The sequence below is a fragment of the Streptomyces sp. Rer75 genome, assembly GCF_013414305.1.
GTDB lineage: Bacteria > Actinomycetota > Actinomycetes > Streptomycetales > Streptomycetaceae > Streptomyces > Streptomyces himastatinicus.
This window is the reverse complement of the sequence record NZ_CP058693.1, coordinates 9,090,304-9,112,086: the sequence shown is the minus strand read 5'-3', so window position 1 is coordinate 9,112,086 and position 21,783 is coordinate 9,090,304. Positions and strand designations below refer to the sequence as shown.

Genomic DNA, 21,783 nt, shown 5'->3' with positions numbered 1-21,783 from the left:
CGCCTCCCACTTCACCATGAAGACCATCAAACCGGCCCCGTAGCGCCGATGGCCCGTTCGATGGCGTGGCCGAGGGAGAAGAGCCGCTCCAGCCGGTCCGGGTGTCCGATGAGCTGGAGTCCCAGGGGCATGCCCCGGCCTTCCCGGTGGCCCGGCACGGTCAGGGCGGGCAGGCCCAGGAGTTGCCACGGGCGGCTCAGGACCGGCGAGCCGGTGGCCGTCAGCCCCTCGGGGGCGGGGCCGGGGGCGGCGGGGCCGAGTACGGCGTCCACGTCGCCGAGCAGCGCCAGCGTCTCGGTGCGCCCGCGCTCCGCGACGGACAGCGCGTGGCGGTAGTCCGCGGCCGTGGTGTCGCGCCCCCGCGCGAGGAGTTCGTTCAGGGGCGCGCTCAGCCGCTCCGGCTGCGTGCCTTCGGTGGCCAGGGCGCGGGCGGCCTCGTAGGCCATGACCGTGGCGTGTGCCCCGGCGAGCCGGGGTGTCCGCGCCGCCCAGTCGACGTCCACGAGCACCGCGCCGTCCGCCACCGCCCGGTCGGCCGTGCGCTTCAGGGCCGCTCGCATGGTGTCCGCCACCTCGGCCAGTTCGGTGCCCGGCCACACCGCGAGCCTCGGGCGCGCGGGGGGTTCCGGCGGGCCGGGAAGCCGGTCCGCGCCGGTCAGGGCCAGATACGCGAGGCGCAGATCGGCGACGGTCGGGGTGAGCAGCCCGACCGCGTCGAGGCTGTGGGACAGGCCCGCGAACCCCGTCGTGTCGAGCGGCCCGCCGACCGGTGCCACGAAGCCCGCGACACCGCAGTACGCGGCGGGCCGGGTCAGCGAACCGGCGGTCTGGCTGCCGAGCGCGAAGGGCACCACGCCCGCCGCCACGGCGGCTGCGGACCCGCTGGAGGAGCCGCCGGGCGTATGCGCGAGGTGGTGGGGATTCCGGGTGGGGCCGGGAGCGAAGTAGGCGAATTCGGTGGTGACCGTCTTGCCCAGGGGAATCGCGCCGAGTTCCCGGAGCCGGGCGACCAGCGGGGCGTCGGAGGCGGCCACCCGGCCCTGTCGCAGGGGTGAGCCGCATTCGGTCGGCAGGCCGCGGACGTCGATGATGTCCTTGACGCCGAACGGGATTCCGCGCAGGAGTCCGCCCGCCTGTCCGCCCGACAGCGCCGTGTCGAGCCGCCGGGCGGCGCCCAGTGCCCCGTCCCGGTCCACCCGTACCCACGCCCGGATGTCGGGCTCCGCGGCGTCGAGGCGTTCCAGCGCGCCGCCCACCGCCTCGCCCGCACTCAGCCCGCCCTCGGCCGCCTGCGCGACCAGGGCGGACAGAGCCGTCGTTTGGTGCCGTGGTTCCGGCATCGGTGTTCTTCCCTCCCAGCGGGTTACAGCTCCAGTACGAGGCGGGCGGTCCGGGCCCGGGACACACAGGTGGCGATCTGGTCGCCGGCCTCCTTCTCCTTCCGGGTCAGGCAGTTGTCGCGGTGGTCCGGTACGCCGTCGAGCACCGGGAGCACACAGGTGCCGCAGATGCCCTCGCGGCAGGACGTGTCGACCTCGATGCCGCCCTCCGCCAGCACGTCGACGATGCTCCGCCCGGGCGGAACGGTGAACACCTCGCCGGTGTCCAGTTCCACGTCGAAGGCGTCCCCGGCCTCGGCCGCCGGTTCCAGGGGCTGGAAGTGTTCGACGTGGACCTGCTCCTCGGGCAGCGAGCGGGTCGCCACCTCCACGACCCGCTGCATGAACTCCTTGGGGCCGCACGTGTAGACATGGGTCGCGGGGTCGGCGTCCGCCAGCGCGTGCGCCAGCAGCCCGGGCTGTGCGTCCCGGCCGAGCCCGAAGTGGAATTCCACGTCGGCGGCGAACTCGGCACTCTCCAGGAGCGGGACGAACGCCGCCCCCTCCCGGCTGGAGGCGAAGTAGTGCAGCCGGAACGGCGCGCCCGTGCGGCGGAGTTGGTACGCCATGCTGAGCAGCGGTGTGATCCCGATACCGGCCGCGACCAGCACATGGCGGGCCGCCCCGGGCTCGATGTGGAAGAGGTTCCGGGGTTCGCTGACGACGAGTTCGTCACCGGCCACGACCTGGTCGTGGAGCGCCGAGGACCCGCCCCGGGAGCATTCCTCCCGCTTGACGGCGATCACATAGGTGCCGCCGTCGTCGGGCGGCCCGCACAGCGAGTACTGCCGGGTGATGCCGCTCGGGCCCAGGACGTCCACGTGCGCCCCCGCCTCGTACGGGGCGAACGGGCGGCCGTCGCTGCGCCGCAGCCGGAAACACTTCACCGCGCCGGTCTCGGCCGTGATCTCGCTGACCGTGGCCCTGATCATCGTGTGCCTCACCTACAGCAGGAAGCCGGACGCGTTGACGGCGTCCTCGGAATTGACCAGCCGGATGACCTTCTCCTGGATCAGCGGCTCGGGCCCGTCCAGCCGGACCCGGTGGGTGACGTCGGCGCCGAGCACGAAGGTCTGCTCCCGCCGGTGGCCGACCAGCACCTGTGCGGAGCTGAGCGTCAGGGTCGCGTCGTCGTGGTGCTGGACCACGAACCGGGACAGGGTGCGCACGGTGCGCGCGGCGGCGGCGACCGAGATCGAGTGGCCGGACGTCAGCCGCTCGATCCGCATCCGGCGCATGCGGTCGTCGTCGTAGACCATGTTGAGGGTGGACTCGAAGTCCTCGGTCTCCGGGTCGATGGGGATCACATACCGGCCGCCGGGGGCCCAGAGCCGGTCCCACTCGTGGTACTGCTTGCGGTCCAGCAGCTGGGCCTCGCGCCAGATGAGTTCGATGGCCGCGGCGGTCCGGGGGTCGGCGAGGTGCGGCAACTCCGGTGCCACCTGGGCTCCCGATGCCACCGGGGCTTCCGGGGTTGCGGGGGTCTCAACGGACATCGGTCATCATCGCCTTCCACATCGCGTAGGCCTCGCGCATACCGGTCTCGTCGGTGGCGTGCGCGACGCGTCCCTTGCTGTCGTCCTGCTCCCGGGACAGCCCGCGGTTCACCATGATCGGCACGCCGGGACCGGCCGCCGCGCCGCGCTGGACGCGGTCCCAGGCCTCGGAGTCATCGGGGCTGCCGAACCCGAACGGCCCCTGGAAGTGCTCGTGGATCCGCAGCCGTTCACGGTTGACGATCTCCGGGCCGCCGTCCAGGCCCAGCGCCATGTGCCGGATCTCCGTCTCGGTGGCGGAGAGGGGCCGCAGCACCCGGAAGAACGCCATCGACATGGCCACGTTGGGGAACAGGTTGAGGTTGAACCCGGCGCCGTGCATGGAGCGCACGATGCGCCGTACCTGCGCCGGTTCGTACGTCCGGGACAGCTCTTCGACGATGTGTCCGAAGCGCTCCTGCAACTGCTCGGTGCCGTCGTCCTCGTCGAGGTCGACGTGTTCCGGCACCATGACCATGACGCTGTGGCCATTGCCGAGGGAGTGGGTGACGGCCTTCTCGTCGGTCATGAACGACAGCATCTCGGCGGTCTCGGAGTCCACGGAGGACATCCAGGAGCGGTGCACGATCGGGAAGTGGTAGCCGTCGGTGGTGTTCTCCAGCTGGATCTTCCAGTTGCCGTTGAACCGGAACTTGTGCTCGCCCTGCACCTTGATCGGGAAGCCCGCGCCCTGCTTCATGAACAGGTCCATCCAGTGCCTGGCCGGGCCCAGGAAGTCGGCGAGGGGTTCGACGTCCGGGTTGAAGCTGGCGAAGATCATCCCCGCGTAGCTGTCGACCTTCAGCCGGTGCAGCGGGAAGTCCTTCTTCTCCAGGACGTCCTCGTAGCCGTCCGGGTACGGGATGCCGCGCAGCTTTCCGTCGAGCGCGTACGACCACGCGTGGTACGGGCAGGTGAACCCGTTGGCGTTGCCCCGGGGCGCCTCGCACAGGCTGGCGCCGCGGTGGCGGCAGCGGTTCAGCAGGACGTTGATGCCACCGCGCCGGTCGCGGGTCACGATCACCGGCTGACGGCCGACCATCGACGTCCTGAAGTCACCGGCGTTCGGGATCTCGCTCTCGTGCGCCACCCACACCCAGGTGCGGTTGAAGATGCGGTCCATCTCCAGCTCGAACAGCTCCGGGTCGGTGTACAGGGAGATGTCCACGCGGTCTTCCTGGACCAGGGTGGCGATATCGGAGCCGGAGGGGCTTCCTGTGGGGGCGGGTTCGGTTGATGCGGTCATTCCGCCTCTTCCTGTGAGTCGGTGCGGTCCGGCTGTTCGTCCCACTCGGCGTGAGCGGTCCAGTAGTCGCTGCCGTCGGCCCGGATGCCGTGGCGCCACGGGGTGGTTCTGCGCAGCCCGGGTTCGACGGCCGCGCAGGCGGCGTCCGCGCCCTCGGGGCCTTCCTCGGCGGCCGCCCAGTGGACCCAGTTCAGCTCCCTGCCGTCCGGGTCGTGCAGGAACAGGTCCACATGGGGCCAGCCGTAGGGGCGGATGTCGCGGTAGCAGGTGAGGAGCATTGTCCGGCCGCCGTCGGGTGCCGTCATCGCGCCGCCTCGTCCATCGGGAGGCCGGACGCGGGGAGGGCGGACGCAGGGAGGGCGGACGCAGGGAGGGCGGACGTGAAGACGCGCTCGGTGCGGAAGTGGCGGATGCGGGCGGTGTCCCCCTCGATACGGAAGTCCACCTCCAGCCTGGCCACGACGAGTTCGGCGGCTCCGGACGCGTACCGGGACAGCTGCTGCATCAGCCACCTCCCCCGGACCGCGTCGCCCTCCGTGTGCGTCGTACCGGGGTGGAGCAGGTGCACGTTCGCCTGGAAGTGCGGGTTCGGCGGCAGATGGGCCGACACCATCTCCGCGATGGCCCGTGCGCCGGTCGTACGGCCGAACGTCGCGGCGTAGAGCGGGCCCACGCCCTCCCACACGGCGTCGGGGGCGAACAGGTCCTCCAGGCTGCCGGTCACGTCCGGCGGCCGGGGTACGTCGCACAGCTCCAGGTAGCGGATCAGCACCCGGTGCGCCCGCTCCTCGGGGGCTACGGCACGGGTCGAGGGCATGCGGTAACGGCCTCCTCGTCTCGGTCGGAGTGGTGGCGGGTGGTCTCGGGGGCCAACGCCACCGCGATGACGGTGACCACGCCCATGCCGATCAGGAACAGGGCGATCGGCCAGGACGCGCCCGCCCAGGCGAACAGCGCGGTGGCGATGATGGGCGAGAAGCCACCGGCGACCATCGATGCCAGCTCATGGCCGAAGGCGACCCCGCTGTAGCGCACCCGGCTGTCGAAGAGTTCGTGGAAGAACGACGGCTGGGTGCCGATCATCGTCCCGTGGCAGATCACGAGCGCCACGAAGGCCGCCACGAACACCAGGACCGGGTTGCGCGAGTCGAACATCAAGAAGAACGGGTACGCCCAGACGATCATCGCGATCGCACCGCCCAGGTAGACCGGGCGGCGCCCGACGCGGTCGGACAGCGCTCCCCACATCGGCATCGCGAACGATTCGACCAGCATCCCCACCACGACCGCGGTCAGCACCAGGTCGCCGTCCAGCCCGATCGCGGCCGCGTAGGAGAGGCTGAAGGTGAGGAAGACGTACAGCGCGCCGTTCTCGGCGATGCGCGCGCCGAAGGCGATCAGCACCGCCTTGGGGTGGGTGCGCAGGACGTCGAGGATGGGCAGTCTGGCCTTCTTCCCGGCAGGCGCCGCCTGCCGGGCCGCGGGGGTTTCCATGACCCGCATCCGGATCAGCAGGCCGACGGCGGTGAGCACGATTCCGGCCAGGAACGGGATGCGCCACCCCCAGGCGAGGAACGCGTCCTTGCTGGTCACGGCCTGGATCAAGGTGAAGACCGAGGCGGACAGCACGAACCCGAGCCCCACGCCCGTCTGGCTCCAGGCCGAGTAGAAGCCTCGGCGGTGGTCCGGTGCGTGTTCGCTGACGATCAGCACACCGCCGCCCCACTCGCCGCCGACGGCGATTCCCTGCACGATCCGCAGGCCCACCAGCAGCACCGGGGCCCACACCCCGATGGTGGCGTAGCCCGGCAGCATGCCGATCAGGAAGGTCGAAACCCCCATGATCATCAGGGTGATGACCAGCATCGACTTGCGGCCGAGCCGGTCACCGAAGTGTCCGAAGACGATGCCGCCGAGCGGCCTGGCGAGGAATCCCGCCGCGTTGGTGCCGAAGGCGGCGATCGTGCCCACCAGCGGGTCGAAGGTGGGGAAGAACAGGGTGTTGAACACCAGCGCGGCGGCCGTGCCGTAGAGAAAGAAGTCGTACCACTCCAGGGCGCTGCCGACCAGACTTGCGATCGCCGCCGTGCGCACCTGGCGCGGGGCACCCTTCGTTTCTGCCATGTGTTGGTCCTCCATCGGCCGCCTCTCCGATCACCAGCCGCGGCCCGGCTGTTCACGCATTGTTTGCGGAGGCGTGGAGGGAGGAAATGCCATTGGCCCGGTCACCGGACCGAAAAGTTCGCGTACGCGGCCGCTTTGCCGGAATCAGCCCTTCACCGGCGCGACATCCCGGGTCAGCGCGCGGCCCGCCGCCGTGACGACGGGAGCCAGCCTGCGCACGTCCAGACGCTCGACCGGGCCCACCACGGTCAGGGTCGCCACGGCGACACCGTCGACGAACACGGGCGCGGAGACCGCCGCGTAGCCCACGACCAGTTCCTGGCGGTCGACGGCATAGCCCTGTTGGCGCACCTGCTCCAGCTCGGCCTCCAGCCGGGCCGGATCGGTGATCGTCCACGGGGTGCGGCGGCGCAGCGGGGAGGCCATGACGTCCTCGCGTATCGCCGCGGCGCCGAAGGCCAGCAGCGCCTTGCCCGACGCCCCGCAGTGGAACGGCACCCGGCCCTCGACCTCGGTGACGGCGACACCGCCGCCGCGCTGGCTGAAGTACTTCTCGACGAAGACCACGTGACGGTCGCCGGGAAAGGCGAGCACCACGGTCTCCCGCGTGGTCAGCGCCAGGTCTTCGAGGTAGGGGGCCGCGATCAGCCGCATGGCTCTGGTCCGGGGCGCGCGCTGGCCCAGCTCGAAGAGGAGGGAGCCCAGCTCGTAGCGGCGGCCGTGCCGGTTCAGCAGGCCGACGCCGACCATCTCGGTGGCCACCCGGTGGACGGTGGTCTTCGCCAGCTCGGTCCGCCGCGCCAGCTCCGACAGACCGAGCACCGGCGCCCCGGTCTCGAAGGCCCCCAGGATCAGCCGCACCTTCCGCAGCAGGGAGTCGCCCTCCAGCTCGGTACGCATCCGCCGCCACCTTCCTCGCGATCGCTCCAGCCGGGGTCCGCTAGCGGGTGCATGGTCCCTGCACGAGCATCGGGCAAAGCGCTGGTCGGCTCAAGAGGCCACGTGTTCACCGCACACCGGCGGGCCGGAATTGCACACTGATCCGCGGTCCGGTGGTCCGCGAGGTCTTGGGGATCGCGTGTTCCCAGGTCCGCTGGCAGGAGCCGCCCATCACGAGGAGATCGCCGTGTCCGAGCGGGCGCCGCACGGTGGTCCCGCCGCCGCGGGGGCGGAGCAGCAGATCGCGTGGCGCGCCCACGGACAGGATGGCGACCATGGTGTCCTCCCGGTTGCCGCGGCCGGTCCGGTCGCCGTGCCAGGCCACGCTGTCGCGGCCGTCGCGGTAGTAGCACAGCCCGGCCGTGGCGAACGGTTCCCCCAGCTCGGCCGCGTAGTGCGCGGAGAGCGCGTCCCGGGCCTCGGAGAGGACGGGGTGGGGCAGGGTGTCGTCGGCGCCGTAGAAGGCGAGCAGCCGCGGGACCTGCACCGTACGGTCGTACATCCGCCGCCGCTCGGCCTTCCAGGGGACCTCGGTGGCGAGCCGGGCGAACAGGGTGTCCGCCCCGCTCAGCCACCCGGTCAGCACATCGATCCAGGCCCCGTCCCGCAGCTCGGTCCTGCGCACCCCGCGCAGCGGGCCGAGGCCGATGGCATCGGTCTGGTCGAAGAGCGAGCCCTGGAGATACGCGCCCATGGCGGCAGTCTACCCAGGTAATCGAGCGTGTGTACGATCACGCGGCTATGAGGTCCACCGGATGTTCGGGTTCAGGTGGCCGGTCCAGTTGAAGACGGCCATGTTGTCCCAGCCGTCCCCGCTGTTGTTGATGTCGGCCGGATCCCAGCCGTTGCCGGGGACCGCGTACCAGGTGGGCTCCCAGTAGAAGACACCGATCGCACCGGCGTTGCGGGCGGTGTTCTGTACGTCGGTGAAGTTCGCGGCCTGGCCGGTCCAGGTGAGCGGATAGCCCGAGCAGCCGGAGGTGACCGAGTTTCCGGTGCTGTCGGCATTCGCCGTGGTGAAGGGGTACGCGGTCTCGGCGATGACGACGTCCTTGCCGTACCGGGACCTCATGTCGGCGACGACGTCGTACAGGGTGGACAGCGTGCCGTGCCACATGCAGTAGTACGACAGCCCGGTCAGGTCCCAGCTGACGCCCTTCGCCTTGATCCCGTCGTAGAACCAGCGCGCGTGCGCGTCGCTGTCCGCGTTCGCGGTGTGGATGATCACCTGGGTGCCGCTGTTGCACGTCTTGGTGGCGTTGTAGCCCGCCTTGAGCAGCAGGCTGAGGTTGGTGAAGTCGTTGTTGACCACCTTGCCGTCGTTCCACAGCATGCCGACGTTGATCTCGTTGCCGATCTGGACGCTGTCCGGGGCGGTGCCCTGGGCCTTGAGGCTGTTGCAGACGTCGTAGGTGTAGTTGTAGACGTCGGTCTGGAGCTGGCCGATGCCGTGGCTCGCCCAGGCCGCGGGCTTGTACTGCTTGCCCGGGTCGGCCCAGGTGTCCGAGTAGTGGAAGTCGACCAGCAGCTTCAGGCCCTTGGCCTTGACCGTCTTGGCGTAGGCCAGCACCTTGGCCTTGTTGTTGTAGCCGCTGGCGGGGTTGTTCCAGACCCGCAGGCGGACGTAGTTCACTCCGGCGCCCTTGAGGATGTCGAGCGGGTCCGCGGCGTTGCCGTTCGCGTCGTAATACTTGGCGCCCAGGTCGAGGGCGCGCTGTGCGGTCGACACATCGGCGCCGCGCATGCTGAGCGCGTTCGCGGCGGACGCCTTGGCGTCCACGGTGAGCAGGGCCGCCGCCAGGGCGAGCACGGTGGCGAGCAGGGCGCCCCTGAGCGTGCGTCCGCATGCGTGCACGGTCATCGTGTCCTCCTCCGGTCCGGTACCGCGTCCGGGCCGGGCGCATGGCCGACCGGGGCCGCGATACGGGCGGCGGCCGCGGTGCCGGGGGCGGTGCACGGCTTGCCGTTCAGGGTGAAGTCCCGCGGTGCGGGGTTGCTGCCGGTGTAGGAGCCGTTGAAGCCGATGGTGGTGGAACCGCCGGTGGCCAGGGTGGCGTTCCAGCCGGCGTCCCCGACGGTGACCGCGGCGGCGTTCTGGCGCCAGGTGCCGTTCCAGCCCTGCGTGACCTTCTGGTTGCCGGTGAAGGAGAAGCCGAGCTGCCAGCCGTTCACGGTGGGACCCTTGTTGGTGATCGTGACGGTGGCCGTGAAGCCGCTGCCCCAGTCGTTGCCCACCGCGTAGCCGACCGTGCAGGCGGACGCCGGGGCCCCCGCGGTGGTCACCCGCACCGGGGCCGACGCTGGGGAGCTGCGGCCCGCGGTGTCCTTGGCCACGACGCGGAAGGTGTACGCGGTGGCCGGGGACAGCCCGGTGACGGTGGCGCTCGTGGCGGGGGCGTCGATAGTGGCCACCGGGGAGCCCGTGGTGTCACCGGAGTACACCTGGTAGCTCGCCACCGGGGACGACCCGGCGGTGGACGCGCCCCAGGTGAGGGTGGCCCGGTCGGAACCGACGGCGGTGGCGGCCGGGGTGCCGGGCGCGGTGGGCGGCTTCGCCTCGGAGGATCCGGCGGGCAGGACGTACTCGGTGATGGAGTAGGCCGGGAAGGTGGCGGTGAAACCGCCGTCGGTCAGCGGCTGGTCGGCCAGGTGCTTGATCGCGGTGACATCGTCCTGGCCGTACCGGTAGACCTGCGCCGAGCCGCCCGGCGCGCTGCTGCCGGTCACGGACACCGGGGCGGTCAGATCACCGGTGGTCTTGTTGACGACGATCACGGTCAGCGCCTTGTCGCTGCTGCGCTCGGCCGCGTAGACCGCGAGCTTGTCCTGGTCGGCGCTGGCGGCGCGGACCGCGGTGTCGCCGAAGGAGCCGCCGTTGCCGTCGTAGTTGCGGAACATGCGGAAGGCGAAGGCGCCGGGCTCGGTGGACGTGGGCGGATCCCACAGGGTGGCGAGGTCCAGCCCCTCCCGGCCGAAGATGCCCAGCACATCGGCCTGGGCGAGGGCCCCGTTGATGTGGTCGAGCGCGCCCCAGTTGTACTCGGTGATGGCGAGCTTGGTGCCCGGGTAGTTCTCGTCGACCAGGGAGCGCATGCGCGGGATGAACTGGACGGGCTGGTTGATCCAGCTCTCGTCCACATAACTCGGGTCCCACAGCTGCCGCGTGGAGCGCAGCCGCAGCTCCTGGGTGGCCGCATCCACGCTGCCGCCGAACACCCCGGTCTGCTGCGGGTAGATGTGCTCGTCGAAGTAGTCCAGGATGCGGCGGCCGTGGCTCTGCTCGTACGCCTTCATCTGCTGGAGGTACCAGGGCGCGAACAGCTGCCCGCCGTGGGCCGCCCGGTCGGGCGGGTTGGACCAGCAGTCGCCGCCCTTCTCGCTGCACGTCTTCTGGTCGAGACCGGAGTAGATCAGGGAGTTGAAGCCCCAGCCGACCGGGCCGAGGGTCTTCGCCCCGGGGTCGGCGTCCTTGATGGCGGCGGCGGTGGCGTACGTGCTGTCGCGCATCTCGTCGTAGCCCGTGCCCTCCGGGTGGACGTCCCGGTGGGTGCTCCACCACAGGTCGGGCTCGTTGTCGAGGTTGTAGAAGCGGACCCCGCCGTCGTCCGCGGTGCCGTAGGTGCGGTTCAGGTACTCGACCCAGCCCTTGGTGAACTCCGGGCCCGCGGGGACGCTGGTCTCCTTCGGGTCGTTGCCGGTGACGTTGGTGCCGTCGGTCTTCACGCCGTTGCCGCAGTCCGGGCGCCACTGGGCGTCATTCGCCTTCTGGGGCCCGTACTTGGCGATGCTGAAGCCGCAGGCGGCGTTGCGCGCCGCGGTCGTCCAGCCGCTCATGGGCACGGTCAGCACGGTGTCGGTGCCGGTGCGGCGGTCCTGCTCGACGAACTTGTTGGCCTGCGAGCCGTCCGGGAGCTGGGTGGTGCCGTTCTCGTAGTACAGGTTCTCGAAGTACCAGTCGTGGCCCGCGTTGTACGCGTCGAGCTTGTAGTTGTAGCGGCTGGTGGCGTTGCCGCCCCACCGCCGGACCGGCAGGCGCAGCTCCTCGGCCAGCGCCTCGTCGGCGAAGTTGATCCCGTAGATGTGCGGGTCGATGGCCTTGCGGCCGGTGGTGGTGTCGACGCTGAGGGCGGGGCCTTCCGCGGCGGCGGAGGAGGCGGCGGGCCGCGCTCCCCCGTCGGGTAAGGCGCTCGCCTGGTGGGGACCGGCCAGTCCGGCGGCGGCCACCAGCAGCACCACGGCCGCCGACGCGGCTCTCGGAGTCATGCGCGTGGTCTCCTTCTCAACGGCCGTGCTGACGACGGGGACAGGAGTGATGGGAGCGCTCCCACCTTGCGCATGGTCAGTGAGCCCCGCGGGAGTGTCAACCGTCTCGACCGAACCGGCCCGCACCGGTCGCCGTCTCCGCACGTCGTACGTCGCGTACGGCACGTACGTCATACGCGTGGATCCAGCCGAAGTCCTCGGGCACGGTGGCCAGCTTGCGGTCGCGCCGCTCGGCGGCGGGCCCGTCGGGCAGGTGCAGCAGGTCCGAGGTCACCCACGAGCTGCGCTGCACCTGCCGGGTGCGGACGCGGCGCAGCCGCTCGTAACGGCTCAGCGCGGAGCCGTAGTCCCCCGGCCCGCCCGCCTCGGCCAGGCAGTCCGCCAGGGTGGCGGCGTCCTCGATGGTCTGGTTGGCGCCCTGCCCGTGGTGGGGCAGCATGGCGTGCGCGGCGTCCCCGAGCAGTACGGCGCGGCCGCGGGTCCAGCTGCGCAGCGGGTCCTGGCCGAACAGGGCCCAACGGTCGCTCTGCGGTGCCCCGGTGACCATGTCGGCCATCGCCGGATGCCATCCGTCGAACGCGGCGGCGAGTTCCCCCGGGGCGGCCTCGGCGCGCCAGGAACCGGCGGTCCAGCGGGCGGGGCCGCGGACCACCGCAAGGAAGTTGATCGTGCCCTGCCGGTCGATCGGGTAGTGCAGGACGTGTGCGCCCGGCCCCATCCAGAACTGGATGGCCCCCGGGTCGGGCAGCGACGGCACCCGTTCGGCGGGGACCAGGCCCCGGAAGCCGCTGGTGCCCGAGTACACGGCGGGTTCACCGGCGTGCACCCAGCGGCGCACCGCGGAGTGGACGCCGTCAGCGCCGACGACGAGGTCGAAGCGGCCCTCGCCGGGCCCTTCGTCCAGCTCCAGGCGCATGCCGTCGCGCTCCTCGGCCAGGCCGCGCACCCGCGCTCCGAGGTGCAGCCCTTCCTGGCCCCACGCGGTGCTCAGGATGGTCTGGAACACCGCCCGGCGCACACCGCGGTAGGCGCCGCCGTACCGCTCGCGGTACACGCTGCCGACCGGGTGCGCGGCCACCCGGTGTCCGTCGCGCCAGTGGCGGTAGACCAGTTCGGTGGGGACCGCGGAGTTGTCCGCGAGGGCGGCGCCGAGGCCGAGTTCGTCCAGCAGTCGCGTGGCGTTGGCGGACAGCGCCACCGCCGCGCCGGTCTCCTTCAGCTCCTCCGCCTGTTCGAAGATCTCTGCGTCGATGCCGCGCTGCCGCAGGAAGAGCCCGAGGGTCAGCCCTCCGATCCCCGCTCCCACGATCGCCACGCGCGGTTCAGCCGTCGTCATGGTGCCCGCCTCCGCTTCCTCCGATTGTTGTACCGAACGGTACGTCAATACGGAGTGGAATATAGGCGTACCGCTCGGTACAGTCAAGGTGTGCCCCGTCCCGTCAACACCGAGAAGCGCGCCGAGCTGCTGGAGAAGGTGATCCACTACCTCCAGCACCACGGCCTCGCGCAGATGTCACTGAGCCCGCTGGCCGAGGCGATCGGCACCACCAAGCGCATGCTGCTGTACTACTTCGGCAGCCGCGAGAACCTGCTGGCCCAGGCCCTGGCCGCCAGCCGCCCCGACGCCGGGGCGATGTTCGACGGCGTCGGCGACTGCGCCGGGATGCGGCGGGCCGCCCGCGAGCTGTGGCGGGCGATCACCGTCGGGGAGCAGTCCGGGCCGGTCCGGATGCTGCTGCAACTCCTCAGCCTGGCCACGACCGAGCCCGAGGAGTACGGGGAACTGGCCGCCGACGCGGTCGAGATCATGATCGACCCGATCGCCGCCGCCTACGTCCGGCTGGGCCACCCGCCCCAGCAGGCGCGGGTCAGGGCCACGCTGCTGGTCTCGGGGCTGCGCGGACTGTGCCAGGACCGCCTGGTCACCCAGGACACCGCGCGGACCGACGCCGCCGCGCACCAGCTCATCGACGACGCCACCGCCGCGCAGTCCTGACTCAGGGTCACGCCCGGGCGTCGTCGGCCGCCAGATCGGACGGGTGCTGGGCCAGGGGCGTGACGTCGATCGTCAAATAGGGGAAGAGGGGCAGGTTCCACAGGACGCGGTGGAGTTCCTCGTTGTCCTCGACGTCGAAGACGCTGAAGTTGGCGTACTGGCCGACGCATCGCCAGATGTGGACCCAGGTGCCCGCCTTCTGGAGGTCCTGGCAGTACGCCTTCTCACGCGCCACCAGATCCGCGCGCACCTCGGGGTCGAGGTCGCGCGGGATGTCGACGTCCATCCGTACCGCGAACAGCACCGGCGCATCACCCCTTGTCGAGGACGAAGTCATAGGTGACCTCGCGGCCGCCGCCGTCCGCCGCGGGGCCGGGGTCGAGGATGAGTTCGGGCTTCACGGCCTGCGCGATGTCGTCCGCGACATGGCTGCCGCCCTTGAAGTACAGCTGGGTGGTGACGAGTTGGTGGCCGGGCGCCGACACCTTCAGATGGAGGTGTGCGGGACGCCAGGCGTGCCAGCCCGCGGCGGCGATGAGCTGCCCGCAGGAGCCGTCGGTGGGGATCTGGTAGGGCGCGGGCTCGATGGTGCGGATCCTGAAGTGTCCCTGGGCGTCGGCGACGACGGTGCCGCGCAGATTCCACTCGGGCAGGCCCGGGGCGAACTGCGAGTAGTAGCCGTCGTTGTCGGCGTGCCACATCTCGATCACGGCGCCCGGCAGCGGGGTGCCGTCCACGCAGGTGACCTGGCCCTGGAAGAGCAGCGGGGTGCCCTCCTCGCCGTCGCGCATGGGCAGGGTCGCGTCGGCGGGCAGGCTGGGGGCGCCGGGGACGTAGTACGGGCCCTCGATGGTGCCCTTGCTGCCCTCGCGGTTCTCGCCCGCGACCTCCTCCACGACGTGTTCGACCCAGACGTCCAGGAACAGCGGCCACTCGCCGTCCTCGCCGACCTGGATCAGCCACGCCTTGAGCGCGTCGTACTCGGCGTAGCTCAGCTTGTGGCGGCGGATGATGTCGTGGGTGGCGGCGAGGAGTTCGGAGACCAGGGTGTCCACGCGTGCGGTGTCGGCCCCGGCGGCGCCGGTGTGCTGCTTGGTGCGGAACCGCTCGGTGGCGGCGGCCCCGGACGCGGCCGCGGTGGCCTGCTCGGCGGGCAGGTCGGTGCTGATGTCGGTCATGATGGCGTTCCTTCGTACGTAGGTCGTGTCGGTGATCGTGCCCGTGGCCGTGTCAGCGGTCCTGGCGGTAGCGGGCCAGCTTGCCGGGGTCGACGTCGATGCCGAGCCCGGCGCCCTCGCGGATGCGCAGGGTGCCGTCCTCGATGGTCAGCGGCTCGGCGAGGAGGTCGTCTTCCATGTCGAGGAAGTTCGACAGTTCGCCCGCGTGCCGGGAGGCCGCCCGGTGGGCGGCCCCGAAGGCGACCGCGCACAGGGTGCCGATCTGGCCGTCGATCTGGTTGCCCATGACCACCTCGACGCCCAGCCCCTCGCACTGGTGCAGCACGCGCTGGGAGGCGGTGAACCCGGTGCGGGCGGTCTTGATGCTGATGGCGGTGGCGGATCCGCCGAGGAGTTCCCGGGTGACCTCGGCGGCCCGGGTGGCGCTCTCATCGGCGATGAAGGGGACGGGGCTCTGGGCGACCAGCCAGCGCCGTCCCAGCACATCGTCGGCGGGGCAGAGTTCCTCGGCGAAGGTCAGGCCGAGGTCGGCCATCTCCCGCAGGGCGCGCGCCGACTCGGACGCGCTCCAGCCGCGGTTGCCGTCGATGTACAGCCCGGCGTCCGGGCCGAGGGCCTCGCGCAGCGCCCGGCAGGCGTCGACGTCGGCGCGGTAGGGCTGCCGTCCGACCTTCACCTTGAACGTGGTGATGCCGTACGTGTCCCGGACCCGCAGCGCCTCGGCCACCATCTCGCCCGTGGGCGCGAACCCGACCATGTGGCTCACCCGCATCCGGTCGGTGAAGCCCCCGAGCAGGCCGGACACCGGCATGCCCGCGGCCTGGCCGAGGATGTCCCACAGCGCCATGTCGACGGCGGCCTTGGCGGCGGGGTTGCCCACGGTGCGGTCGAGCTTGTCGTGGACCGCCTCGCGCTCCAGCGGCGTCAGGCCCAGGATCTGCGGCGCGAAGATCTTGTCGATCACCGCCACGATCGACTCCTGGGTCTCCCCGTAGGTGTACGGCCGGGGCGGCGCCTCGGCGGTCCCCATCAGGCCCTCGTCCGTGTGCACGCGCACGAGGACGTGGTCGGCGGCGTGGACCTCGCCGCTCGCGAACCGCAGGGGCTTCTTGTAGGGAATGGCGAAGGGGATGGCCTCAACCTTGACGATCTTCAAGCCACTCTCCTTCGAGGAAGACATCGTTCTGCTCCAGCGCCTTCAGGAGGTTGCGCAGCAGCGGTGAGTCGTCGTCCTCGCGCCAGGCGAGGTCCAGGCGGACGCACAGCGCGTCCTCGATCTCCTTGCACACCACTCCCTCTCGCGGTGCGGAGCGGATCGAGTCCGGCAGCACGGCGACGCCGAGCCCCGCGGCCACCAGCGCCAGGGCGGCCGAGGTCTCGGTGACCTCGTACGCGCGGTGCGGGTAGAAGCCGGAGGCGAGACAGCTGCGGACCACCGCGTCGCCCACGACGGAGCCGAGCGCGGCCGCGTACATGATGAAGTTCTCGTGGCGCAGCTGCTCCACCCGGACGGTGTCCGCCTCGCCGAGCCAGTGCCCCTCGGGGACGGCGGCCACCAGGGGCTCCGTGGCGATGGGGCGGTGGACGATGCCCTCCTGCCGCACCGGCGGACGCAGCACGCCGACGTCGAGACGCCGTTCGGTCAGCCCCGCTTCCTGGGCGGGCGTGAGCATGTCCGTGTGCACCTCCAGGATCACCTGCGGCAGCTCGCGCTTCACCAGCCGGGCCAGCACGGGCAGTTGACGGTACGAGGCGGAGCCCGTCAGGCCGATCCGGAGCACGCCCTCCACACCGGAGGCGAACCGCCCGACCCGGGCCACCGCCTCGTCGACGGCCGTGAGGATCCGTTCCACATCGGTACGGAACACCTCACCGGCCCCGGTCAGGGCGACCTGCCGGGTGGTCCGGGCGAACAGTTCCACTCCCAGCTCCGCCTCCAGCCGCCGGATCGCCTGGGACAGCGGGGGCTGGGCCATGTGCAGCCGCTCCGCCGCCCTCCCGAAATGGCGTGTCTCGGCGACGGCCGCGAAGTACCGGAGCTGCCTGAGTTCCATCGGAAACTCCCCTCGAACGCGCCTCAGCGTAGGCAACGTGTCCCATACACCACAAATACCTGGTCACCGCGTATTGAGACGCGGGAGATATCAATAGGGGAAGAGGTCCACCGCTACGGGGAGCCGGTCAGCCCGCGCCCCAGACGTCGGGCCGGGACCCGTCGATGTCGGTGAATCCGTACTCCCCGGCGAGCCGGGCGGAGCTGACGGACTGCTGGTTCCACCTGGCCCGGCCGGGGTCGGCGGCCAGCGCGGCGACGGCACGGCCGACGTAGCGCGGCGACTCGGAGGAGGCGAAGGACTGGGGAGCGGTCGGACGGCCCTCGCCCCGGTCCGGGAGCAGCGCGTCACGCCAGTTCTCCTCACGGACCCCATAGGCGTCGAGCATCATTTCCGAGCGCAGCCAGCCGGGCGTGAGGGCGACGGCCGTCGCCCCGTGGGGCGCCAGCTCATGGCCCTGGGAGAAGGCCAGCCGGTTGACCGCGGTCTTGACCAGGTCGTAGAAGACCGAGATCCGGTAGCGCCCGGCGTTGTACGCGGCGGTGCCGTCGGTCATCTCGACGAGGAGTCCGCCCGGCTTACCGATCAGGAGCGGCAGCAGATGGTGCGAGGTGATCAGGTGGGTGTCGAGTCCGAGCCGGAGGATGCGCAGACCGGCGTCGAGGTCATGCTCCCAGACGGGGGTGTTCCAGTCCGCGGGCCCGCCCTTGAGCCGTTCGGCGCCCCAGATGTCGTTGACCAGTACGTCGATGCCGCCGTGGTCGTGGCGGATGCGCCGCGCCAGGCGCCGGACCTGCTCGGAGTCGAGGTGGTCGGTCTGCACGGCGATTCCGGTGCCGCCGAGCCGGGTGACGAGTTCGGCCGTCTCCTCGATCGTCTCGGGCCGGTCGTAGTCCGACCCGCCCGAGCCCGTGACGCTGCTGCGTCCGGTACAGATGACGGTGGCACCGGCCTCGCCCAGCGCGGTGGCGATGCCGCGGCCCGCGCCACGCGTGGCCCCCGCGACGACGGCGACCCGCCCGCGCAGCGCCTCGTGGTCCGGTGACCAGCTCACCCGGCGAGTGTCGCACGCCGGAGGACGCTCACGGCACCCTCACAGAACCTCACGGCACCTCACGGCACCCGGTCAGCTCGTCGGCAGCAGCACGACTCCGTCCTGGTCGGTGTGGAGGATGTCGCCGGGGGTGACGGCGAGGGCCACGCTGTCGCGGCCACCGGCGGTGGCTGCGGCTATCACCTTTGCATCAAATCACAGCTTGATACAATCCGCCACGTTGGCCACCTCCAGGGACGGGGAACGGATATGACACGGCCTTCCGGCGAGTGGCCGGACCGCGCCACATCTGCTTCCACCCGACGCTCCCGTACGCGTACACGATCGACGAACTGCGGTCGACGGTGACCACCTACCGGTGGGACGCCGCCCGGGGCGCACTGGAAGGCGTGCAGACGCCACGTTCGACGTGGACGCGGACAGCGGGGCGCTCCGGCCGTCCGGCGGGGCGCTGTCCACGGGATCGCCCGTGTGCATCGTGTTCTCGCGGCCGCCGTGCGATCCGTCCGGGACTCCCGTCGCGGAACTCCTAGGATGAAGTGTCCTCGTCCACCACACGAAGAGCGCAGGGGCTGATGTCGCGGCCGAATCTGACCACCTCCATCGCCACCCGCCTGGTGGACCTGATCCGCCACAGCGATCTCGCGGAAGGAGCCCACGTCACGGAGCAGTGGGCGGCGGACGCACTGGAGGTCTCGCGCACCCCCGTCCGCAAGGCCATGGTCTTCCTCGCCGAGGTCGGCATCCTCACCCGGGTCCCGAACCGCGGCTTCTTCCTCGCCCGCGGCGCGGCCACCCTGACCCGGCCCGATCTGTCCGAGGACACGGACGTCGAGCAGGACGCGTACTTCCAGATCGCCGACGACTATGTCGGCGGCCGCTTCACCGGTTCGTTCACCGCCGCCGACATCAGCCGCCGCTACCGTCTGACACCGCGCCAGGCCGACCGGGTGCTGGCGCGGATGGACGGAGAGGACCTGGTGCGCCGCCGGGCCGGTGGCCGCGGCTGGGAGTTCCAGCACGTGCTCACCACCGTCGAGGCGCACGACCAGAGTTACCGCTTTCGGATGATCATCGAGCCCGCGGCACTGTTGGAGCCCGGCTTCGCCGTGGACACCGAGGCGTTCGCACGACACCGGCGGCAGCAGGAGGCGCTGCTGCGCGGTGACATCCTGCTGCTGCCCCGGGCCGAACTGTTCCAGGTCAACGCCTCGTTCCACGAGATGCTGGTGGGCTGCTCGGGGAATCAGTTCCTGCTGGATGCCGTACGGCGCCAGAACCGGCTGCGCCGTCTGATCGAGTACCGCCACCAGGTCGACCGCTCCCGGCTGACCCACCAGGCCCGCGAGCATCTGCGCCTGCTGGACCTGGTGGAGAGCGGCGACATCGAGCAGGCGTCGGCCTTCCTCCAGGGCCACCTGGACAAGGTCCGGTCCCTCAAGACCGGGCTCGGCCCGGAGGCGTAGGGCGGCCCGGAGGCGTAGGGGGTCTCGATGTCGCGCCGGGCGCCCCTCAGGCGCGCAGCGTGGGCCGGTGGCGGGGCCTGCGAGGTGCCGGTGCACCCGAACCGGATCATGCTGCACGACACCACCTGTCTGCCGGCGCTGGCCGACTTCGCGGCCATGCGGGACAGCCTCGCGGAGCTGGGCGGCCGACCGGAGCTGCTCCAGCCCGCCATCCCGGTCGACCTCACCGTGGACCACTCCGTCATCGTCGAGGAGTACGGCCACCCCGACGCCGCCGAGCGCAATCTGCTGATCGACTTCCGCCGCAACCGGGAACGGTACGAGTTCGTCAAGTGGGCCGAGCGCAGCGTGCGCAACTTCCGGGTGGTCCCGCCCGGCACCGGCATCATCCACCAGGTCAACATGGAGGCCCTGGCCCGGGTCGTCTGGCGGCAGGACGCCGACGACGACGGCCCGCCGTGGCTGTACCCCGACGTGCTCGTCGCGACCGACAGCCACACCCCGATGATCAACGCCCTGGGCGTCGTCGGCTGGGGTGTCGGCGGTCTGGAGGGCCAGGCGGCCATGCTGGGCGAGCCGGTCACCATCCCGTACCCGACGGTGGTGGGCGTCCGGCTGACCGGTCGGCTGCGGCCCGGCGTCGGCGCCACCGACCTCGCCCTCACCCTGACCGAGCGCCTGCGCGCCCGCGGTGTGGTGGACGCGTTCGTGGAATTCTGCGGCTCCGGTGTCACGACGCTGGGCTGGGCGGAACGCACCGCGGTCGCCAACATGGCCCCCGAGTACGGAGCCACCTGCGTGTTCTTTCCGTACGACGACGAAACAGCCGCGTATCTGCGGCTCAGCGGGCGGGACGAGTCCCACGTCCGGCTGGTCGACGCCTACCTGGCCGCCCAGGGCCTCAAGCGCACCGAGGACCGGCCCGAACCCCGCTACGACGACGTCATCGACCTCGACCTCGGCACGGTGGAGCCCAGCATGGCCGGGCCGGACCTCCCCCACCAGCGGCTGTCGCTGTCACAGGTGCCCGCGTCGTACCGCACGGCGGCGACGGCCACGGCGGCGGAGACCGGGGACGTCTTCGGCGAACCGCTGCCCGAGGGCCCGGTGGCCATCGCATCGATCACCAGCTGCACCAACACCGCCAACCCGGCGCTCATGGTGCAGGCGGGCCTGCTCGCCGAGCGGGCCGCCGAGGCCGGGCTGACGGCAAAGCCGTGGGTGAAGACGTCCCTCTCCCCCGGTTCGCGGGTCGTCGAGGAGTATCTGCGGGCGGCCGGGCTGCTGCCCGCCCTGGAGAAGACCGGCTTCCACATCGTCGGCTTCGGCTGCATGACCTGCATCGGCAATTCCGGACCGTTGCACCCGGCGATGGAACACCTCGCCGAGCAGGACGCGATCGAGCCCGTCGCCGTCCTGTCCGGCAACCGCAATTTCGCGGGCCGGGTCAACCCCCGCACGCCCCTGTCCTATCTGGCCTCCCCGCCGCTGGTCGTCGCCTACGCCCTGGCGGGCTCGATCCTGCACGACTTCGACCGCGACCCGCTGGGCACCACCCCCGACGGCCGTCCCGTCCGCCTCGACGACCTCTGGCCCACCGACGAGGAGGTGAGCGCCCGCATCGCCGAACACGTCCGCCCCGAGCTGTTCCGCGCGAACGCCGCCCGCCTCCACCACGGCACCGACGCCTGGCGCGGCGTCGAGGCGCCGGGCAGCACCCGCTTCCCCTGGAGCCCGGAGTCGACCTACGTCCGCCGCCCGCCGCATCTGACCGGTCTGGCGGCCACCGCCCCGGACCGCATCACCCTGGGCCGGGCGAAGGTGCTGCTGCACCTCGGCGACGACGTCACCACCGACCACATCTCCCCCGCGGGCCGGATCCCCGCCGACAGCGCGGCGGGCCACTGGCTGGCCGAACGCCGGGTCGCCCGCCGCGACCTCAACCAGTACTCCACCCGCCGCAGCAACCACGAGGTCATGCTGCGCGGCGCCTTCACCAACCCGGCGGTGACCAACCTGCTGCCCGGCGTCCGGTCCGGTGCGGGCGCCCACACGTACACCGCCGACCGCACCCGCGTCCTGCCGGTGTACGAGGCCGCGCCCACCTATCGCGACGCGGGCTACGACCTGGTCGTCGTCGCGGGCCGCAACTACGGCGCCGGTTCCAGCCGCGACTGGGCGGCCAAGGCCCAGGCCCTGCTGGGGGTGCGCGCGGTCGTCGCCGAGTCGTACGAGCGCATCCACCGCAGCAACCTCATCGGCATGGGCGTCCTGCCGATGGAGTTCGCCGAGGGCGACAGCGCCTCGGCCCACGCGTTCACCGGAGAAGAGGACCTCTCCTTCGAGGGGCTCGGCGAGCTGCGCGTCGGGACCAACCGGGTGATCATGCATCTCCACGGAGGTGACGACCGCCACACCACGGCGGAACTGCGGCTGCGCATCCACTCCCGGCAGGAACTCGCCTACCTGCGCCACGGCGGCATCCTGCCGTACGTGGTCCGCCGTTCCCTTCAGGGACCATGATGGCCCTGCGGGGACGTGGCGAGAGA

General features: G+C 71.4%; 21 protein-coding genes. 4 read left to right on the top strand and 17 right to left on the bottom strand.

The genetic code is table 11. The features are described 5' to 3' along the window. Positions 1-26: 26 nt before the first annotated feature. The 12 genes from HYQ63_RS38715 to HYQ63_RS38660 form a co-directional block, all read right to left on the bottom strand. Positions 27-1,340, bottom strand: a complete 1,314-nt coding sequence (locus HYQ63_RS38715; RefSeq protein ID WP_257232431.1) for an amidase — start codon at positions 1,338-1,340, stop codon at positions 27-29. Between the two features lie 23 nt (positions 1,341-1,363). Next, entirely contained in the window at positions 1,364-2,311 is a 948-nt protein-coding gene (locus HYQ63_RS38710; RefSeq protein ID WP_179938349.1) for a PDR/VanB family oxidoreductase, read from the bottom strand. 12 nt (positions 2,312-2,323) lie between these two features. Beyond that, positions 2,324-2,875: an aromatic-ring-hydroxylating dioxygenase subunit beta gene (locus HYQ63_RS38705; RefSeq protein ID WP_257232430.1), complete on the bottom strand. Its 552-nt coding sequence runs from the start codon at positions 2,873-2,875 to the stop codon at positions 2,324-2,326. Beyond that, the gene (locus HYQ63_RS38700; protein ID WP_179938347.1) at positions 2,865-4,160 is read right to left on the bottom strand and encodes an aromatic ring-hydroxylating dioxygenase subunit alpha; all 1,296 of its coding nucleotides are present in this window, start codon (positions 4,158-4,160) and stop codon (positions 2,865-2,867) included. Before HYQ63_RS38700 ends, HYQ63_RS38705 begins: the two co-directional genes overlap by 11 nt. After that, complete coding sequence (locus HYQ63_RS38695; protein WP_257232429.1) at positions 4,157-4,465, bottom strand: hypothetical protein; 309 nt, start codon at positions 4,463-4,465, stop codon at positions 4,157-4,159. The genes HYQ63_RS38700 and HYQ63_RS38695 overlap by 4 nt, the downstream gene beginning before the upstream one ends. Beyond that, positions 4,462-4,977: a nuclear transport factor 2 family protein gene (locus tag HYQ63_RS38690; RefSeq protein WP_179938345.1), complete on the bottom strand. Its 516-nt coding sequence runs from the start codon at positions 4,975-4,977 to the stop codon at positions 4,462-4,464. The genes HYQ63_RS38695 and HYQ63_RS38690 overlap by 4 nt, the downstream gene beginning before the upstream one ends. Continuing rightward, positions 4,956-6,284, bottom strand: a complete 1,329-nt coding sequence (locus tag HYQ63_RS38685; RefSeq protein ID WP_179938344.1) for an MFS transporter — start codon at positions 6,282-6,284, stop codon at positions 4,956-4,958. The genes HYQ63_RS38690 and HYQ63_RS38685 overlap by 22 nt, the downstream gene beginning before the upstream one ends. Before the next feature lie 144 nt (positions 6,285-6,428). Next, positions 6,429-7,184, bottom strand: a complete 756-nt coding sequence (locus tag HYQ63_RS38680) for an IclR family transcriptional regulator (RefSeq protein ID WP_179938342.1) — start codon at positions 7,182-7,184, stop codon at positions 6,429-6,431. 106 nt (positions 7,185-7,290) lie between these two features. Then, on the bottom strand, positions 7,291-7,917 hold the full coding sequence (locus tag HYQ63_RS38675; protein WP_179938340.1) for an alpha-ketoglutarate-dependent dioxygenase AlkB: 627 nt from the start codon (positions 7,915-7,917) through the stop codon (positions 7,291-7,293). A 45-nt stretch (positions 7,918-7,962) separates the two neighbouring features. Next, positions 7,963-9,084 (bottom strand): glycosyl hydrolase 53 family protein, encoded by a 1,122-nt coding sequence (locus HYQ63_RS38670; RefSeq protein ID WP_179938338.1) that lies wholly within the window; start codon positions 9,082-9,084, stop codon positions 7,963-7,965. Further along, a complete protein-coding gene (locus tag HYQ63_RS38665) occupies positions 9,081-11,486 on the bottom strand; it encodes a glycoside hydrolase family 44 protein (RefSeq protein WP_179938336.1) in 2,406 nt (801 codons plus the stop codon). Before HYQ63_RS38665 ends, HYQ63_RS38670 begins: the two co-directional genes overlap by 4 nt. 97 nt (positions 11,487-11,583) lie before the next feature. Next, entirely contained in the window at positions 11,584-12,822 is a 1,239-nt protein-coding gene (locus HYQ63_RS38660) for an FAD-dependent monooxygenase (RefSeq protein WP_179938334.1), read from the bottom strand. Positions 12,823-12,912: 90 nt separating this feature from the next. Here HYQ63_RS38660 and HYQ63_RS38655 point away from each other — a divergent pair, with 90 nt between their 5' ends. After that, positions 12,913-13,482: a TetR/AcrR family transcriptional regulator gene (locus tag HYQ63_RS38655; RefSeq protein ID WP_257232428.1), complete on the top strand. Its 570-nt coding sequence runs from the start codon at positions 12,913-12,915 to the stop codon at positions 13,480-13,482. Positions 13,483-13,489: 7 nt separating this feature from the next. Here the strand turns inward: HYQ63_RS38655 and catC are convergent, their stop codons facing one another. The 5 genes from catC to HYQ63_RS38630 all read right to left on the bottom strand — a co-directional run bounded on the left by catC (position 13,490) and on the right by HYQ63_RS38630 (position 17,768). Beyond that, a complete protein-coding gene (gene catC / locus HYQ63_RS38650) occupies positions 13,490-13,786 on the bottom strand; it encodes a muconolactone Delta-isomerase (RefSeq protein ID WP_257232427.1) in 297 nt (98 codons plus the stop codon). A gap of 7 nt (positions 13,787-13,793) precedes the next feature. Beyond that, entirely contained in the window at positions 13,794-14,660 is an 867-nt protein-coding gene (gene catA / locus HYQ63_RS38645; protein ID WP_179938330.1) for a catechol 1,2-dioxygenase, read from the bottom strand. A 52-nt stretch (positions 14,661-14,712) separates the two neighbouring features. Beyond that, complete coding sequence (locus tag HYQ63_RS38640; RefSeq protein ID WP_179938328.1) at positions 14,713-15,816, bottom strand: mandelate racemase/muconate lactonizing enzyme family protein; 1,104 nt, start codon at positions 15,814-15,816, stop codon at positions 14,713-14,715. After that, a complete protein-coding gene (locus HYQ63_RS38635; RefSeq protein ID WP_179938326.1) occupies positions 15,797-16,714 on the bottom strand; it encodes a LysR substrate-binding domain-containing protein in 918 nt (305 codons plus the stop codon). The genes HYQ63_RS38640 and HYQ63_RS38635 overlap by 20 nt, the downstream gene beginning before the upstream one ends. A 127-nt stretch (positions 16,715-16,841) precedes the next feature. After that, complete coding sequence (locus HYQ63_RS38630) at positions 16,842-17,768, bottom strand: SDR family oxidoreductase (protein WP_179938324.1); 927 nt, start codon at positions 17,766-17,768, stop codon at positions 16,842-16,844. A gap of 269 nt (positions 17,769-18,037) precedes the next feature. Between HYQ63_RS38630 and HYQ63_RS38625 the strand changes: the two genes are divergently transcribed. From HYQ63_RS38625 to acnA, 3 genes are read left to right on the top strand one after another with little or no spacing between them, the layout of a single operon-like run. After that, positions 18,038-18,301, top strand: coding sequence for a beta-propeller fold lactonase family protein (locus tag HYQ63_RS38625; protein ID WP_179938322.1), 264 nt, complete (start codon positions 18,038-18,040; stop codon positions 18,299-18,301). Between the two features lie 42 nt (positions 18,302-18,343). Next, positions 18,344-19,234, top strand: coding sequence for a GntR family transcriptional regulator (locus tag HYQ63_RS38620; RefSeq protein ID WP_179938320.1), 891 nt, complete (start codon positions 18,344-18,346; stop codon positions 19,232-19,234). A gap of 27 nt (positions 19,235-19,261) precedes the next feature. Further along, positions 19,262-21,757: an aconitate hydratase AcnA gene (acnA, locus tag HYQ63_RS38615; protein ID WP_179938318.1), complete on the top strand. Its 2,496-nt coding sequence runs from the start codon at positions 19,262-19,264 to the stop codon at positions 21,755-21,757. Positions 21,758-21,783: the final 26 nt, after the last annotated feature.